The following is an 18,450-nucleotide window of genomic DNA, read 5'->3' as shown; positions in this document are numbered from 1 at the left end:
GTTGAAGATTTGAGTGAGTTACTTTTTGATTTATCTAGTTCAGATAAACCTGTTAAATGCCTCGCATGATGTCAGTCAATAGCCTTCATAGCCTTGATTTAACCTCTCGACAATTAATCCACCCTGCCAACCCCCCCTTGCTAAGGGGGGGAGAAAGAGGTTGAATCTCTTCGCCGCGCCTTGGAGAAGGAGGGTGAATCTCTTCGCCCCCCCTTGATAAGGGGGGGTTGGGGGGGTTAGTTTCTTGCTGTTGCGATAGGAATTGAATTATGTCGGTTTGGAGTGTTTGGAGGGGTGGCGCGTTGTGGAGGCTGCGCCAGATGATGCAGTCGAATTCGTGTTGAATTTGCGGGATTAGTTGGAGTGTCAGGGCGGTTTTGCCAATACCGGATAAGCCGAGGATGGTGATGAGGCGGGTGCGGCTTAAAATCCAGTTTTCGAGGGTGGTGAGTTCGGATGTGCGATCGAAAAATGTGGAGATTTCTGGTGCGTCGCCTATGTCGATGCGGGGCTGTTTTGCTGTTGGTTGGGGGTTTTTGGGTGTTTTGGGCGATCGGGCTTTTTCAGGACAAACATTAAGGTTTTTATTAACTGTTATATTCTCACCTGTTATATTTTCAACAATACTTGATTTATAATTATAAACTATACCCTTTTCTAATACAGTCCGAAAATTATTTTTAGTAATATCTTTTTTCAATCCTTTAGAAAGTGTTTTCCAAAGGTTCGATCCGACATTTCTGACATGACTTGGACTTGAGTAAAGTTCTTGAGCAATTTGCGTGTAAGTTGCCTCTTCTAATGTCCCCCGCAGAATAGCATCTTGCACGTAATCTAAATGCTTTCCCGTCTTAGCAAAAATTAGCTGATCTGCCAGTGTTAAGACTTCTGCAATATCCATAGATTCGGGAAAAGCTGGAGTTTACGTTATTCATTATACCTGACAATTCGTACAATCGTGACTTTTTTGATTTTGTCATCTATCTAAAGTCAGGATTTTTCCTACACAGCTCATCCTTTATATTAGTTCATTAAGGTATTAGCAGGATATTTTTATGAAGCGCGATCGGTGGCTCAGTGGTTTGCTCTCGGCTGGGGTGTTGTCTTTTACTCTAGCGACTGTTGGTGCACAAGTGGCCCAGGCCCAGCGCCCGATCCATATACTCGACCTGCAATGTCTTGTTACACGGGGTGGAATGAACCTTAGTCACCCGGGCGGGTTAGCTTATTTGTACAGAGAGCCTACAGACCTTTCCATAGGCAGACAACTACATACCAGTATTATGAGGGTACGCGAGGCCGGTTGGACTTGTAAACTTCCAGGGGGTCGTGCTTCTCTCCGATTGGAGTATGGAGTTGACGATCAAAGTGAAATTTTACCACCCAAAATAGAAGTTTATGTAGATGGAAATCAAGTAGCTTCTCAGGTGGGAAAGCCTGGGAGGATCAATACAATGCTGGTAGATATTAGTAATGGTAGAAGTTTATCTCTTGAGATATCTTGTTCCACAGCTAAAAATTGTGGGAACAGGAATTATCACTTTTTCAAATTTCAAATTGAACCGGGGGCCTCCTCTCCAGGGAGTCGATAGATTATGAGTATTAGCCGCCGTCAATTTAATCTGATTATTATTCATGACATTTCATACAATTATGACATTTTTGATGTTGTCATCTATCTAAAGTCAGGATTTTTCCTACACAGCTCATCCTTTATATTAATTCATTAAGGTGTTGAGAGGATATTTTGTATGAAACGAGTGCGGTGGCTCAGTGGTTTGTTCCTCGCTGGGATGTTATGTGTGATGTTAGGGACGGTTGGCGCACAAGTGGCACAGGCCCAGCGTCCCATTCCTTTGGAAGACCTGCAATGTGTGAAAAGATCGGGTGATTGGGGTGCTGAGAAACGAGATATTTCTGTAGGCAGACAAATTTACACCACTGTTTTATATATTAGCCCTGATACTACTATGACTTGTCGGCTTCCTGGCGGCCCCGCTTCTCTCCGATTCGAGTTTGCGATTCCTGACACTTCGCAAGCCCCACCAGTACGAATAGATGTTTATGTAGACGGAAATCAAGTAGCTTCTCGCACTGGCGATCGAGGTAAAGTAAATACAATGCTAGTAAATATTAGTAATGGCAAAAGTCTAGCAGTAGAAGTATTTTGTGCTAGAGCCACAAATTGCGGTAGTGGTAGATACTGGTTTATGAAAGCTCAACTTGAGCCGGGGGCAAGCTCTCCAGGTAGTAAATAAATTATGAGTATTAGCCGCCGTCAATTTAATCGGATCGTCATCTGGGGTGGCGCTTCTTTTGCTGCTTCCGCAACATCCGGCATCTTTTTTCCCAAACCTGCCGAAGCTTATTCCCTAGAATTTCCGATTAGTGCTTTATCAGCCGATCGCGTTTTTAACGGCATTCAAAAACATTGTGCAGCCGAACCCATCCCCGGCGTTCTCTCACCAATTTTACAAGGTAATAGTAATGTTAGCAGTAAAATAGAGGTAGCCGCCGCCAACCGGATTCGCACCGCAGACAAAGAATTTGTCAGCCGCAATTTTACTAGCAAAAGAACCGAATTAGCCATGACTGGCAGTGGTGTTCCAGGGAACACGACTATCAGTAGTTTGTGGGGCCGGCAAAGACAGGATAAACTCGGTCCCAATGTTGGCTTTGGCTTCGTACAAAAGTGGGAAGATCAATACAGCGATTCCAAAATTTCCGGGCCGACAATGTGCGCGATTCATAACGCTCAAAGAGTCTTAGCCGATCAAAGATTGACACCTCCTGAAATCGCGGCTTCTGTATTGCCAACTCGATCGCGAATAGATGATAATATCTCTTGGGGAGGGGATGCGGATGCGTCTGCTGGGAGGAATCCCGGTGCTGTTTTTGCTCAATACGATACAGCGGCGGGTACGGTGATATCTCGCTACGATTTAGTAGAACCTGGGCCGAAAGGTTTTGGGCGGGTTGAGTTTACTATTGAAGCGGAGAATCAGCCGCGGCGGGTGATTTTGGTTACGGTGAGGTTTTAGGGGAAAGGGTGTAATAATCGGGTCTGATTTCGATTGGACTCGGCGGTTGAAACCGCGTCTACACAAACGAATTCCGCCTCCGCGGAATGAAGAATTAAGGAGATTTTCTGAATCAAATGCGGCGGTTTAAACCGCATCTACACACACGAAGGGATTCGGCGGTTGAAACCGCGTCTACACAAACGAATTCCGCCTTCGCGGAATGAAGAATCAAGGAGATTTTTGGAATAAAATTCGGCGGTTGAAACCGCGTCTACACAAACCAATTCCGCCTGCGCGGAATGAATAATTAAAGAGATTTTCAGTCCGCGTAGGCTTTATTTTGTTTGTGTAGCCCCGAATTCCATTCGGCGGGGCTTTATTTTGTTTGTGTAGCCCCGAATTCCATTCGGTGGGCTATTTTTGCAATTGACCAATTAAATCTAATGCTTTTTGAGCATCTGCATTCATTCCTTGAGCCTTAAATAAACGAGCCGCTTGCTGCAAATCTGCGATCGCCCCTTGTCTGTCTCCCATTCTCACCAACGTAATTCCTCGGTTAGCAAAAGCCTTGGCATAACTGGGATTGAGTTGAATTGCTTGAGTGTAATCAGCTAAGGCAGAGCGATCGTTATTGATGCGAAACAGCGCCAATCCTCTGTTAAAATAAGTGTTAGCGCGACCGGGATTAATTTGCAGCGCTTGATTGAAATCGTCGATCGCCCCTTTTTGATCGCCCAAGTCTGAAAGCGCCAATCCTCGGTTGTTGTAAGCTGGTGCAAAGTTTCGATCCAAGCGGATGACTTGAGTATAATCGGCGATCGCCCCCGGTTTATCTCCCAATGCGGACAACACCAGCCCCCGATTGTAGTAAGCGTCAACATAACCGGCATTAAGGGCGATCGCCTTGCTATAATCAGCGATACTATTGGGCATTTGTCTCAAATCAAAATAAGCCAGTCCCCGATAGAAATAAGCATCCACATAATCCGATTGAGTTTGAATTGCTTGGTTGAAATCTGCTACAGCCCCTGACAAATCTCCCTTGTCAAACCGAGTTAAACCGCGAACATAATAAGTTTTAGCATCGTTGGGATTGTTCAGTTTCAGAGGTGCATTCGCGGTTGGAGACGTATTGATGGAAAGAGTCGATCGATTTAATCCCGCATCCGACAATTTAGCCAAAAAAGTATTGATTGGAATCGCTGAATTAAAACCAGTCTTGGTAGTCAGTTGATCTATAGACGATCCAGCATTATTGGTGGCAAAATCTAGTTCCCCCTCTCCATGAACCCCAACAACGCGCGCTTCCCCATCAAATACAGGGCCTCCACTCATTCCACCTTTAGTTACAGCATTATAGCGCAATGTATAACCGCGTTTATGAATCGGAATACGACTGGTAACATAGCCCGGTGAAAACTCATAATTGCGCTGAGTTCCGTACCTATTTCCCAGACTATTCGCCGGATAGCCAAACACAAAAATTTGCGTACCAACAGTCGTTTGTTCCGAATCGCCTAAAGTTGCGACTGGATAAGATTCTGTGCTGTTAAATGTGACGACGGCTAAATCTGCATCATTGTCACTTTTTTGCAAGCGAACTACACGGATTACTTGATGATCTTTTCCCGTAGAACTGCGAATTGTATAGGTAAATTTAGCATTAGAAACAACGTGGTTAGCTGTAAGTACAGTATAAGTTGTACCTTGTTTAGCAATAATAAATCCAGTCCCACTACTCACTCCATTTGAAGATTGACCGTTAATTTGAACGGTGACAGAAATCGCTACTTGGGCAATTTCTTGGGGAGTTTTTGCGAAAACTGGTGCTGCTGCAAAGACGACTATTCCGGCTACCGTTACTGTTCCTGCTAGGATGCTGGTGAGGGAATCAAAGCGCGAATAACCGCTATTCATAGATGATTGCTGAAGACTAAGATTTTTTATACTCCGAATAGTATATATGAAAATAAAACGTCTGAAAACCAGAAACGCTGGAGGAGGTTTTCAGTCGATCGCGATTTTTCGTACATTTCGTACATTTCGTACTTTCGCCATATTTTAGTTGTAGATATTCTAGGTTATGAAGCTCGCACTGCATCCCGAAACACTTTTAACGCTTCTTTTTCTTCCGACATTTGCAAGCATTTCCCCAGCAATTCTAGATCCAAATCTGGTAAAAGCACGCTCCTCGAAATGCGATCGTAGCCTTCGGAACTCAGTTTGTAAATAGCAAACACTCCGTCTTCCCAAAACCAAACTTCGCTTACGTTAAATCTGCGGTAGTATTCGAGTTTATTAATAGTCCCGCTGGTAAAAACAACTTCGATCGCCAAATCGGGTGTTTCTCGCCTCCGCCGATCTTCGCCAAAGTAGTAAGATAAATCTGGTTCCTTGCTGCTGCCTTTTGTTTCCCCTTGGAGTGTAGCGCTACCCGTCGGTCTAAAACTCATATCTTTTTCTAAGAAAAACTGACCTAGCAGCAATGCCAGTAGGCATTTAATGGTTTCGTGTTCCGGCGAAAGTGTCATAATTTCTACATATCCGTCCAAGTAAGACAAGCGAACGCTGCGAGTGTACTCTAGCAAGGAATCTAAAGCTTTGAACTGTTCCCAAGTCATTGATAGCGGCAAAATCAACCGCTGTTCTGGGAGTGCAGTCAATTGGGGGTGAGTTGTAGCGGTCATTTATATTTTCCCCGAGTGTGAGTTGCTACTTCTAAATTAGCATGAACAATCTCTCAATGAAATCTCAATAATATCGCTCGGGCCCGAAATACCGCCAGGGGTTTAAACCCCTGCCGGATTGTCGGACTGCGGGAAAGATTTGTTAACACCACCAATCTTTCCCATATTCCCACTCAAAAAAAGCCAGTGAAGTGGAGTTATTCCGTAGGAAATCGCCCCTCAAATCAGCCTACAAATATCTAAGCTAAAAACTGGAACTGAGTACCGTTTACCGCCAAAGCAAACGGACTAGCTTGTTCAAAGGCACCAGTAAGTTCAAAGCTATTTGTGTTTAAAACTATCCCGACAATCTGTCCATTTCTGGCGTTTTCAATCACCATGTCGTTGATAATTCCGTCATTGTCGTAAGCAATCAAATTGTCGTCAGTGAAGATGAGGTCTAATTCTGTTAAACCGTCTGTCAAACCAATACGATCGCCCTCGTCAAAGTTAAAATCGGTAATGATATCGGCTCCATTGACTCCAGACTGTTCGTTGCTTCTGAGGACGAATACGTCCGCACCAAGCCCTCCTGTGAGCACGTCCACTCCCCGATCGCCCGCCAAGAAATCGTTGCCGTCATTGCCGTCTAAATCGTCGTCTCCTTGCCCTCCCCGCAGGATATCGTTCCCGGCCCCCCCAAAGATTAGGTCGTTGCCGCTGTCGCCCCTAACTACGTCGTTGCCATCATTTCCATCCACACCATCGTTACCTTTACCGCCGTAAATGATGTCATTTCCGCCGCCACCACCGATAATATCGTCCCCATTATTCCCTAACAGGCGCTCGTTGGAATCCGACGAACCTGCGATCGTATCGTTGCCGTCTAGTCCCCAAACTCCCCAGGGAAAAGACGACAAATTTCCATCGTTTACGTCAATGTCATCTGATGTAGCGAATCCCAAAAGACGCGGCCCGCCGCCAGCAAATACAGGAAATCCATTGAAATCGCTGATGAGATTGTTAAGCGTTAAAGCCATAGATATGTCCTTTCAAAAGTGCTCCTACCTGTATTATATATTTTAATTATTTTATTGCCAAATAGCAACTTTAGTGGCTTTTTGCAAAGTTTGATTGGCTAAATTAGTGCCTCGCAACCTGCTTGCCACTTGCCAATTACCAATTACCAATTCAATTATCAATGCCCAATTACCTGGCCTGTTCTTCATTCAACGGAAAGTTGCCATATATCTCGCCTCTAAGTCAAATATAGCCTTTCTCAAAAAGATGAAGTATGACTGACAGCTTCTATAACCACATAAACTAAGAGGGCTGAAGCCCAACAACGTACCCGATCTTTCTGAGAACCGCTATAGCATTAGTCGCTGACACTATCCACTACGGCACACCACTTATAATGGGTGTTACCAGCCAGGTCGCAAACACGTTAATATCACTTATAACGTCAAGACTCAGAGCTTGTTTGTGAAGAAAAGTAAAAATTTAGGGACAGATCGTCCGAGAAAATACTTAGTTTCGGATACATACACACAAACTTTACAAACAGGCTCTAATTTTTTGACAAATCCATAAATCGCCGATCGCTCACATTGTTTAACAAAATCTACCGCTTTCAGGTGTTTTACTCATGCCTACTCCCAAATCATCTTCCTCTCAAAACAATAACAACTCCGTAAAATCACTGCCAACGGCAGATCCAGATATCATTGCGACAGAGCAAGACAGTGAGCATCTGCCCAACGAACCAGACGTGGAACAGCTACTCGAAGCTTTGACGGCTCAAGTACCGAGTCAATCTGCTGAAATTGAACGCTTGAAAACTTGGAAACAAGATTTAGAGCGATTGTTTCAATTTCTGGGCGATCGCCGCGTTTTAATCGCAGTGATGGAACCGGGAACTTTTGCTCTGCGTTACGCTAACGCGGCATTTTGTCGCTTGGCGGGCTGGGAGGGAACGCCTTTGGTAACTCAATCTCATAACGGTTGGTTTACAGAAACTGGGATCTCTTTGCTAGAACTGTTCGAGGATTGTGATGCAAAAATAGTAGAACAATTGTACCGCCGCCACCTTTTACACTGGGTATTTAAGCAATTTTATGAAATAAGCCTCGATGGTTTGCGGGTGCTAGATGAACCTGTCACGGTGAGCATTAAAAATCCGCAACAGGATGAATCTAGATTTATTGAATTTTGGCTGGGTTCGGAACAGTTGAAAATTACTCAGATTAATTCAAAAAAAGATGAATTTGCAGATCTTCCCTTAAATTTAATGCCTGTTGCAGAACGGGAAGCTTGGCTGATGCAGCCCAATCAATTGGGAAGTTTAGCCGATCGACTAAATTTAGATAATTACCGCATCGAAGGTTTGCTGCTGCTAGAAGGTTTTGATGTCACGGTGCAGGAGCAAATTCGCCGCCTGACTCAGTTATTGATCGATCGCGATTCCATGCTGCGCCCTGACAAATTTGAGAGAATCGATCGCTATTTGCGATCGCTCTTTAATGCTGACGGCACTTTGCTGTTGCGCCCCGACGGCGAACAGGTACAGCTATTAGTTGCTAAAGACGGGCATCATTTGCAGCCGGTTGCTTATTCAATGGAGTCCCTAGAAACTTCTCACTTTTTCAAGGCTACCGCAGCAAATCAAGTTTGGAACGTCCCAGACTTGCGTCGCGAGTGCCGCACCGAGTGCGAGCGAACTTTGCGGAAAATGGGCACCCAATCGATGCTGCTGGTGCCCCTGGTAGTCAAATCAGTCACCCGCGAGGGCTGCGGGCTGCGGATTTTGGGCGTTGTGGGGCTGTTGTGCGATCGGGCAAACCACTTCAACAACATTGACGCCCAACACGCCCAAGAACTCATTCCCGCCTTCATTGCAGCCCTGCGACAAGCCATCCAGCAGCGGTTTACCCACATTCACAACATTCATCCCGCAGTCGAGTGGCGCTTCGCCCAAGAAGCAGAAAGGCGAAGTTGGGGACTCCCCCAAGAGACGATCGTATTTGCAGACGTTCATCCCCTCTACGGAATTTCTGACATTCGCGGTTCCAGCGACGAAAGAAACCGAGCCATTCAAACAGATTTGCTCGAACAATTCCGCTTAGGTTTAGCCATAGCCGATGCCGTTTGTCAAGCACAAACTACCCACCTCGGCGAGCAACTGCGGCTCGACTTGCTCGACTACATCGAGCATTTAAAAGAAAAAGTCACAGTCGATATGGAGGTGCGAGCAGCCGAATATTTAAACGAGCGTTTAGAAGTGTATTTTGACTACTTTGTGCAGTGTAGCCCCACGGTTCAGGCAGCAGTTGAAGCTTACCAAGCCGCCTGCGATAACGAACACAACTGCGTTTATGGCGATCGTAACCGCTACGATCAAATGTTAAACCTAATCAGCACCAAACTCCAAGAAACCTGGGCCCGCTGGCAAGAAAAAATGCAGCAAATCCTCCCCCACTACTGCGACATCGAATGCACCGACGGCATGGATCACATGATATATGTCGGAAAGGCGATCGATCCCAAATTCAGCCAATTTCATTTGCACAGTTTGCGGTACGAACAACTGCGAGCAATTTGCGACTGCGGTCGCACAGTTTTTCGCCTGCAAGCCGAGTCTCAAATTAACATGGAACTAGCCCATTTAGTCTTAGTACAAAATACCACCATCGACATTTTTCATAATGAAAATACCGAAAAAATGTTTGATGTCAAAGGCACGCGCGACATCCGCTACGAACTCGTCAAAAAGCGCATCGAAAAAGCCGTTGACAAAGACGCACAAGAGCGAATCACCCAATCAGGAATGCTAACCGTAGTTTATTCAACCGAAGACGAATGGGAAGAGTACCAACAATACTTGCGCTACTTGTCTCGCGAAGGTTGGGTAGAAGCAAAAGTGCAGACGGGGATGGTAGAATCACTGCAAGGAGTCAGCGGTTTAAAATTCGCCCGCGTCCGTATTTTACCGGAACCCGAAGCAATTGTTCATATCAGTGAAGTTACGGTCGTACAAGATTGAAAATCGCTAACTCAAACAGCAATTACTACGAGTAAGGTGCGCTGCGGCGCACCCTACAAAATGTCTATTGATGAGTGCAAGCCTGACCCAGCAAGGTTTTCAGCAAACTTTTGTACGTTGCTTGTGATTTGTAGCGTCAAAAATTGCGATCGGCATCACATGAATTTCCCCTAAATTAGCGCTAGCCTAGGCTAAATTAGATGCCATAAATTTTTAAAATAAACCTATGCAAATTTTTTCAGAATACCAAATACATTCTACTCTGCACGAAGGTGCCGAAACAATTATTTATCGCGGACAGAGAGCGAGCGACAAGTCCGCAACAATTCTTAAAGTTCTCAAAGCCGAATATCCCACACTCGAAGCCATTACCCGCCTCAAACACGAATATCAAATCCGCCAAAATTTAGATAGCAAACAAATCGTCAAAGCCATCAGTCTCAAAACCTTTAACCACCGATTAGGCATAGTTTTAGAGGACTTTGGCGGCGAGTCTCTCGGACAACTACTCGAAAAAGCAAGGCTGAGTTTGCTAGCAACTTTAAACATCGCCATCCAAATCGTCAAAGCCTTAGAATACCTGCACCAAAATCAGATTATTCACAAAGACATCAAACCCAGCAACATCATTATCAACTCCCAAACAAAACAAGTTAAACTCACCGACTTCGGGATTGCGACAAAACTAAACAAAGAAAACCCACAATTTAACAATCCCAACTCCGTCGAAGGCACATTAGCTTATATGTCTCCCGAACAAACCGGGAGAATGAACCGCACCCTCGACTACCGCACCGACTTTTATTCCCTCGGAATTACCCTGTATGAAATGCTGACAGGTGAACTGCCATTTCCGAGTAAAGACCCTTTAGAAATAGTTTACAGCCACATCGCAACTCAAGCAATTTCGACCGCTCAAATCAATTCGGAAATTCCCACATCAATCTCAGGAATAGTCATGAAATTGATGTCAAAAAATGCCGAAGATAGATATCAAAGTGCAGCCGGATTATTGGCAGACTTAGAAAATTGTTTGCATCAGTTAGAAGCAACAGGAGAAATAATCGATTTTATCCCCGGACGCTTAGACATTCTCAGCCAATTGTTAATACCCCAAAAATTATACGGTAGAGAAAACCAAGTCAACGAACTATTAGCAGCCTTTGAACGTGTAGGGGCGGGTTCGCCCGAATCTTTGCCACCCAACCAAAATACAGAAAAACCCGCCCCCCCCAACGCCGAAACCCTTTCGCCCGAATCTTTGCCATCCAACCAAAATACAGAAAAACCCGCCCGTTCCCAAAGCGAACTAATGCTAGTATCCGGTTATTCGGGCATCGGCAAATCAGTAGTCGTCAACGAAGTTAGCAAACCAATAACTCGCTCAAAAGGTTACTTCATCAGCGGCAAATTCGACCAATTCAAACGAAACATTCCCTACGCATCATTAATTCAAGCATTTAACTCGCTGCTGCGCCAATTGCTCACAGAAAGCACTGCTGCTATAGAAACATGGCGCACTAAAATTTTAACAGCTTTGGAAACTAACGGCAAAGTAATTTCCGATGTAATTCCGGAAGTTGAATTGATTATCGGTAAACAGCCAGAAGTAGCAGAACTCTCCCCTGTAGAATCGCAAAATCGCTTCAATCGCGTATTCAAAGAATTTATTCGCGTCTTCGCCCAAAAAGAACACCCGCTAGTTATCTTTTTAGACGATTTGCAGTGGTCAGATTCAGCTACATTAAAGTTGATGCAAACACTGATAACTGACCCCGACCAGCAATATTTGTTGCTGATCGGCGCCTATCGAGACAATGAAGTCAGCCCGACTCATCCGTTAATTCAGACAGTAGAAGAGATTGAAAAAACAGGTACGGTTGTCAACAATATTGTATTGCAACCCCTGGAGTTAGAAAATGTAACGAAATTAGTCTTTGAAACTCTTAGCAATTTCACAGAAAAAGCCAACGATTTAGCCGAATTAATCTGCAATAAAACGGGAGGAAATCCTTTTTTTCTGACGCAACTTTTACAAGCACTTTATCAAGAAAACCTTTTAAGATTCAACTTCGCTCATCTAGGAGGCAAAGGAGGCTGGGATTGGAGTATTGATGAAATTCAAGCGATTGGAATCACCGATAAAAGTGTAGTCGAACTCGTAGCTTCTCGCATTGAAAAGTTGCCAGCAACCACGCAAGAAGTGTTAAAATTAGCAGCTTGCGTGGGCGATAAATTTGCTCTAGACGTGCTGTCACTTGTCAGCGAAAAGTCAGCGAATGTTACAGCTACTGAACTTGATTCAGCTTTGCAAGCAGGATTAATTTTGCCTTTGAGCGATGCTTATCGCATTCCTTTAGTTTTTGATAAGTCGGAATCAATAAACCTCAAATTAGACACTTCGCGGGTTAGTTACAAATTTTTGCACGATCGCGTCCAGCAAGCAGCATATTCGTTGATTCCCGAAGAGCAAAAGCAATCCACCCATTTAAAAATTGGTCAATTACTGTTACACAATACTCCACCCGAAAAGCTAGAAGAAAACATCTTTGATATTGTCAATCAGTTGAATGTGGGAATTGACACAATTAGCCAGCCAGCAGAAAAGACGCAGTTAGCCGAATTAAATTTAACTGCGGGACGCAAAGCAAAATCAGCGAATGCTTATGAAGCTGCTGTGAGGTATTTGCGGGTGGCGATGGGATTATTGCCAGAGGATAGTTGGGACAGTCAGTATCAATTAACGTTAGCAATTTATGAATCAACAGCGGGAGCTGAATACTTAAATACGAACTATTCAATCTCAAAAGAATTAGTTGATGTTATTCTAAGTCGGGCTAAAACTTTACTGGACAAACTCAATGTTTATGAGCTGCAAATTCAGTCTTATACTGTTCAAAATAGAGTTAGTGAAGCAGTAAATACAGGGCTGGAAGTCCTAAAATTGTTAGGGATTTATCTTCCTCAAAATCCCAACTTATTGAATATATTGGTGGAATTGATTAATACAAAACTGAGATTGGGGTTGAAAGGAATTGAGGATTTAGCTAATTTGCCAGAAATGACAGATTCTAAAAAACAAGCAACCATGCGAATTTTATCAGGGATTCTGGGTACCGCGATGGCGGTCAAGCCCAGACTATTACCATTGTTAGTATTTATGATGGTTAAGCTGTCCATTAAATATGGAAATTCGCCTTATGCTAGTGTCGCTTACGTTTTTTATGGTGCAATTTTGTGTGGAATAGGAGACATTAGTTTAGGATACCAATTTGGTCAATTGGCAATTAGGCTTTTAGATAGATTTCCATCTGATTCTATCAAAAGTAGAGTTTATCTAATACTTACTTGTTCAATTCAGCACCGTAAAGTAGATATCAAGTTAGCCTTGAGTTATATGATGGAAGGGTTTAAAGCTGCAATCGAAACTGGAGATTTACCGTATGTTGGTTATTCTGTCAATGGATATTGTACTTATAAACTGTGGATGGGAGAGCCTCTCGAACTGGTTGAAGAAGAAATAAGTAAGTATCTAAAATTAATGCAGAAACTTAAACAAGAAGGCTCTTCACAATGTATTAGTATATTGAGATATACAGCCATAATTTTGCGTGGTGAATCTGTAGAATCATGTAACTTGGTAGATAAGAAGTTTAATGAAGACCAAATTGTTACGGCTGCAATTGAAACTAAAAACTTTTTTTTAGTTTGTTTTATTTGTAATGCCAAATCTATGATTAATTTCTTCTTCGGCAATTATGCACAAGCTTCAGAAAATTCAAGGTTATTTGAGAAATATGAAGAATCAGTTTCTGGATTTTATCTAGTTTCCTTGAATAATTTTTACTACTCTCTCAGTCTCCTAGCTTTGTATTCCCAATCTGACAAAGAGGGGCAAAAGCAATATTTAAATAAAGTGGTACAGAACCAAAATAAAATGAAAAAATGGGCTGTTGATGCTCCAATGAATTATCAACACAAATATGACTTGGTAGCAGCGGAAAAAGCGCGGGTATTGGGGTATGATACCCAAGCAATGGATTTGTACGATCGCGCAATTGCCGGTGCAGCTAAAAACGGTTATATTCAAGAGGAAGCATTGGCCTATGAATTAGCCGGAGAATTCTATCAATTTCTGGGAAAACAGATAATTTCTCAAGCATATTTGACTAAGGCTTATTACGGCTATATCCGCTGGGGAGCTCTAGCGAAAGTTAAACACTTGGAATCAAGACATCCTTTCTTAGTAGCACAAACGCGCGCAACAGAAACTCGACCCCTCGATGTCACGCGCACTAATACTGGAAGCACTACCAGCAACAGTTTAGGCGATTTTTTAGATGTGGCTACTTTTATTAAGTCTTCGCAAGCCATTAACAGTGAAATTGTCCTGGACAACTTGCTGACAAAATTAATCACAATCATTTTAGAAAATGCGGCGGCTCAAAAAGTTGCGCTGCTGCTGCTAAAAGATAATAAACTCTACATCGAAGCTGTAGGAAATTCTACTGATACCCAGGCTACAGTTTTACGATCTATACCATTTGAAAATAGTCAAGATTTGCCTGTTTCTGCTATAAACTATGTTTTTCGCACTCAAAAGCCTCTGGTATTGGATGATGCGACTGTTACTGCACCTTTTAATGCGGATGCGTACATTCGAGAATTTGAAATTAAATCAATCCTGTGTTTGCCAGTTATTTATCAATCCCAGTTGCAAGGGATTATTTATCTGGAAAATAAGTTAGCGGCAGCAGCTTTTACCGCAGACAGGGTGGAAGTTTTAAAGGTTTTAGTTAGTCAAGTCGCTATTGCGATCGAGAATGCTCGTTTGTACGCGCGCGAGCAAGAAAAATCCCAACAGTTAGAAAAGTCTTTTGCGGAACTGCAACAAGCGCAATTGCAATTAATTCAAGGTGAAAAAATGTCTTCTTTGGGCAATTTGGTTGCTGGTGTCGCTCACGAAATTAACAATCCCGTCGGTTTTATTTCTGGGAATATTACCGAAGCTACTGCGGCTGTGGGCGATTTAATTAGCCACTTGCGACTGTATCAGGAAGAAGTTCTCGATCCTAGCTCAAAAATTGCACAGGATGCTGAGAATATCGATTTAGAGTATCTTATAGAAGATTTGCCGAAAATGTTGGGGTCGATGAAAGTTGGGTGCGATCGCATTCGCAATATTAGCACATCTCTCCGCACGTTCTCCCGTGGGGACACCCGCCAAAAAGTGTCGGCGGATATCCACGAAGGAATTGACAGCACTTTAATGATTTTACAGCATCGCTTGAAAGCTAATCCAGACCGCCCGCTGATTCAAGTGGTTAAGGAGTATGGAAATATTCCGAAAGTTAAGTGTTATTTGGGACAGTTGAATCAGGTGTTTATGAATTTGTTGGCAAATGCGATCGACTGTTTTGACGATTTCGATCGCGATCGCAGTTATGCTGATGTTGAGGCTGTACCTAATACGATCGCCATTATCACCCATGTCTCGCCGGATAACAACAGCGTGGTGATTCGCATCAAAGATAACGGCGCAGGGATGTCGCCGGATGTGAGGGCGAAAATATTTGACCATTTGTTTACTACGAAGGGAGTCGGGAAGGGTACCGGTTTGGGGCTGTCTATCAGCCGCCAAATTGTGGAGGAAACCCACGGCGGTAAGCTGACTTGCGAATCTGTGTTGGGCTCCGGTACGGAATTTGCGATCGAAGTGCCGATCGACTGATTGTCGGTGCGATCGCCCTCACTCTTTTAAGATACAAGGTCAAGACCGTATCTACAAGCCCTGAATTATGTGATAATTTATGGCATTTTTTGAACAGCACAAATCTGCGATCGTCCTTTCTTCAGGATAATTGGCAATATAACGCTCTTTCGTCACTTTCATGAGAGTAAATTCTCGAAGACACGACAGCAAAGGATCTCTTCCCAAATGCTCCTAACGCCAGCAAGGTGTTAGAAAATCGTTCCACAAAGCCATACCACATTAGCATTATCAAATTATGGTCAGATTTTTCCTTTCTTAGAGTGATGAAAGAGCGATAACCACTAAGCTAAGAAGGGCTCAAGCCCAACAACGTCCGCGAATCTTTGTCAACACGGTTATATCTAGGAAGCGATGCACCTGATAGATGGGAATTGTGTTAGGTGCGTCGCTTTCAGATTGTCGCTTTGATGCAAGGATTGTCGAGGGCGACGCACCCTACAAATACCAGGGCTGTTTCATTCTCAGGAAAACGATGATTTTGTAGGGGTAGTGGATGGTGCGTGCCTACCCTCTTCGTCCACGATTTTGTATGTGTTTCAGAGATTGGGGCGGGCACTCTTGGCACCGCCCCTACAAGAGAATGAAACAGCCCTGCTACAAATACTCAATTTAAATATGAGTTTTTGAACAAGCCCATAAATTTCCGCTTCCGACTGTGTACTTCCATCAGTTGAGCGCGATAAGCACACCACTCAACATTTCGCCCAGCTTGTATATAGGCAGCACGGGCTTTTTCTAGCCACTCGATCGCACTATCGTACTCGGCTGATTTCATTTGATTTAGAATCGATTCAGCGCGGCGACTGGCATTGACGATTACCCAATCGGGGCGATGGGGAATTGCCGCCACCATCACTCGATGAACCAATTCTGAACCGTAGGATGTGTCAACAAGGGCGATCGCCTCTTCAATTAGTTTCTCGTGCAGAAAAATATCAACCTTCGCTTCGGTAGAGTTGTAGTTGTGAGTTGCTCTTAAAATTGCCAATAAATTTGCTTTCAAAGTTGACAAATTATCCCCTGATAACTCCTGCAATGAAAGATAATCATTCAAAGAAGGTTGAATTTCAAAGACTTTCATTTTAGCATCAAATGCCGCTTCTTTTTCGCCCAATTCATCGGCTAATTTACTCATGCAAACTGCCAGCTTGTAGGTAGATTTGCCGGGTAGATTCAACCCAGTTTGACAAATCTTGAGAGCTTCTTCTGAGTATCCGTCTTCTTGTAAAATTTGAACTAGAGCAAAAGCTTCTTCGACTGATGTCATCTCGGTTGTGGCAGCTTCCACAGCTTCTTCTATTCTCCCCAAACGAGCTAACATCGTCAGATATTGTTGAATGCAGCCTTCTGCTTTGGCTAGGTATAAGTATTCTTGGTTGCGATTCTGCCGATCGAGAATTTGCAATCTAGTCAAGGTTAAGTCACGAGCATAATCTGGTTCGTCAACAGCCCAAAGTCCTTGTCCAGTAAGGTTTCCTTCTAGTATCTGCTGGAGTGGCGGGTAGTCCCAACCTTGGCGTAAAGCTTCCAAGCTCATACTGAAATCACAATCCCATTCATCTTTCCAACCTTCTAACATCACCTCGAAATCTATTTCTTCTTCAGCAGTTAGATCTGCCGTCAAAATGGCTTCTGTCCAAGCTTCATCTAAAACATTAGTAATTTCATCACTGTCAAAACAATATTCTGCTACGTCGTCCCAATCATCAACACAACCTGAGGTAATGGCTTCTAAAATTACTAAAGCGTTTTTGCCGTCTCCATGTTCGCTGAATTCCTGGGCTTGCTGAATCAGTTCTAAAATTTCTTCTGTAATCGGGTCTTCTTCATCATAACCATATTCATCCTCCCAATAATCCCGAGCTTGTCGGAAAATTTCTCGCACTTGTCGCCGAAAAGGAGCAGGATCGATCGCACTTTGCCGATGTGTTTTCGTGGGTTGCTTTGTGGGCCCCGACACAGCGTTTGAGTTGACGTATAGTTCGATCGCACTTATCAGTGACGGTTCGTTGTCCACTAAATGCTCTATTAACTCATAGATTTGGGCGTCGTTGAGTCGAGAGAGCAAGTCTTCCAGCGTTTCGCCCCGTTCAATTTTTTCTGGTTCTCGCAGGCACAAAAACAGCGTAGCGATAATGTGTTTGCACCATCCATCGCCATCGTAAGGACAAGTGCAGAATACTGTAGGTGCTAATCCGGCATCAGTAAAGGGCAAGGTAACATCGTAAGGTTCAACTTGAGAACCGTATACTTTTGCTTGCACCATATTGCCGCGGAGGACTGCGCTAGCAACATTGCCACCGAGATAATAATCTTCGGCTCGGTTGAGCGATCGCTCAGAACTGTTATTTTTGACGATCGTTTCACTAAGTTTGGGAATTGGCATCGCACCAGACCTCAGCAATTAAAGGATTAGACTCGATTTTACTTCATAAGTGCACTTGGTTTGCGATATGCAGTCTATTCTGCAAACAGCAGCGGGCATTAAAACTGAACTGTCAACTGCCAAGTATCAACTGTTAACTAATAGGGCGGGCACGGGGGCACCGCCCCTACACACTGTCAACTTTTTAATATTCTTTGATGTTAATCTCAAGGTCGGGGAAGTAAACATTATGCAGCCTGTGCAAACAGCAGTGGGAAATAAAACGGGAGCATCTTAGTTTTGCATTTCATAGTGCGAGCGTCCCCGCTCGCGTGCTTTATAAAGCACGCGAGCGGGGACGCTCGCACTCAAAGAAAAAATGCTTTTTTCAAACAAGAGATGCTCCCAATTGAACCCTCAACTGTCAACTGTCAACTATCAACTGTCAACAGTCAACAGTCAACAGTCAACCCTCAACCGTCAACTATCAACTGTTTAAAATTATTCGATATTCTTGAGTTTGGATGCCAGCTAGTTCAAAGGCAGCGCTAAGATGGTTAAGCACTGTTTTGCACTACTCT

The 18,450-nt window shown here is 43.7% G+C and carries 12 protein-coding genes; 6 read left to right on the top strand and 6 right to left on the bottom strand.

What is annotated here, in order from left to right; all coding sequences use genetic code 11:
• Nucleotides 1–85: 85 nt before the first annotated feature.
• Nucleotides 86–901 (bottom strand): NB-ARC domain-containing protein, encoded by an 816-nt coding sequence (locus QZW82_RS22945; RefSeq protein ID WP_293153330.1) that lies wholly within the window; start codon nt 899–901, stop codon nt 86–88.
• An 850-nt stretch (nt 902–1,751) separates the two neighbouring features.
• Between QZW82_RS22945 and QZW82_RS22940 the strand changes: the two genes are divergently transcribed.
• Nucleotides 1,752–2,258 carry a hypothetical protein gene (locus tag QZW82_RS22940; RefSeq protein ID WP_293153327.1) on the top strand — a complete coding sequence of 169 codons (507 nt, stop codon included), beginning with the start codon at nt 1,752–1,754 and terminating at the stop codon, nt 2,256–2,258.
• A 3-nt stretch (nt 2,259–2,261) separates the two neighbouring features.
• On the top strand, nt 2,262–3,041 hold the full coding sequence (locus QZW82_RS22935) for a Tat pathway signal protein (protein WP_293153324.1): 780 nt from the start codon (nt 2,262–2,264) through the stop codon (nt 3,039–3,041).
• Between the two features lie 396 nt (nt 3,042–3,437).
• Here QZW82_RS22935 and QZW82_RS22930 read toward each other — a convergent pair whose 3' ends face one another.
• The 4 genes from QZW82_RS22930 to QZW82_RS22915 form a co-directional block, all read right to left on the bottom strand.
• Nucleotides 3,438–4,940, bottom strand: a complete 1,503-nt coding sequence (locus QZW82_RS22930; RefSeq protein ID WP_293153321.1) for a tetratricopeptide repeat-containing serine protease family protein — start codon at nt 4,938–4,940, stop codon at nt 3,438–3,440.
• Between the two features lie 164 nt (nt 4,941–5,104).
• On the bottom strand, nt 5,105–5,710 hold the full coding sequence (locus QZW82_RS22925) for a Uma2 family endonuclease (RefSeq protein ID WP_293153318.1): 606 nt from the start codon (nt 5,708–5,710) through the stop codon (nt 5,105–5,107).
• Between the two features lie 239 nt (nt 5,711–5,949).
• The gene (locus QZW82_RS22920; protein WP_293153315.1) at nt 5,950–6,729 is read right to left on the bottom strand and encodes a calcium-binding protein; all 780 of its coding nucleotides are present in this window, start codon (nt 6,727–6,729) and stop codon (nt 5,950–5,952) included.
• A gap of 51 nt (nt 6,730–6,780) precedes the next feature.
• Nucleotides 6,781–6,918, bottom strand: coding sequence for a hypothetical protein (locus tag QZW82_RS22915; protein ID WP_293153312.1), 138 nt, complete (start codon nt 6,916–6,918; stop codon nt 6,781–6,783).
• Between the two features lie 419 nt (nt 6,919–7,337).
• Here QZW82_RS22915 and QZW82_RS22910 point away from each other — a divergent pair, with 419 nt between their 5' ends.
• Nucleotides 7,338–9,731: a GAF domain-containing protein gene (locus QZW82_RS22910; RefSeq protein WP_293153309.1), complete on the top strand. Its 2,394-nt coding sequence runs from the start codon at nt 7,338–7,340 to the stop codon at nt 9,729–9,731.
• 226 nt (nt 9,732–9,957) lie between these two features.
• Nucleotides 9,958–15,462: an ATP-binding sensor histidine kinase gene (locus tag QZW82_RS22905; protein ID WP_293153306.1), complete on the top strand. Its 5,505-nt coding sequence runs from the start codon at nt 9,958–9,960 to the stop codon at nt 15,460–15,462.
• 646 nt (nt 15,463–16,108) lie between these two features.
• Here QZW82_RS22905 and QZW82_RS22900 read toward each other — a convergent pair.
• Nucleotides 16,109–17,890 carry an SWIM zinc finger domain-containing protein gene (locus QZW82_RS22900; protein WP_293153303.1) on the bottom strand — a complete coding sequence of 594 codons (1,782 nt, stop codon included), beginning with the start codon at nt 17,888–17,890 and terminating at the stop codon, nt 16,109–16,111.
• 67 nt (nt 17,891–17,957) lie between these two features.
• Between QZW82_RS22900 and QZW82_RS22895 the strand changes: the two genes are divergently transcribed.
• Both QZW82_RS22895 and QZW82_RS22890 read left to right on the top strand, forming a co-directional pair.
• Nucleotides 17,958–18,167: a hypothetical protein gene (locus QZW82_RS22895; protein WP_293153300.1), complete on the top strand. Its 210-nt coding sequence runs from the start codon at nt 17,958–17,960 to the stop codon at nt 18,165–18,167.
• Between the two features lie 101 nt (nt 18,168–18,268).
• Nucleotides 18,269–18,421 (top strand): hypothetical protein, encoded by a 153-nt coding sequence (locus tag QZW82_RS22890; RefSeq protein WP_293153298.1) that lies wholly within the window; start codon nt 18,269–18,271, stop codon nt 18,419–18,421.
• Nucleotides 18,422–18,450 lie beyond the last annotated feature (29 nt).

It is taken from the genome of Microcoleus sp. bin48.metabat.b7b8b9.023 (assembly GCF_013299185.1).
In the GTDB taxonomy this organism is placed as follows: Bacteria; Cyanobacteriota; Cyanobacteriia; order Cyanobacteriales; family Microcoleaceae; genus Microcoleus.
This window is presented reverse-complemented; position numbering and strand designations above follow the sequence as displayed.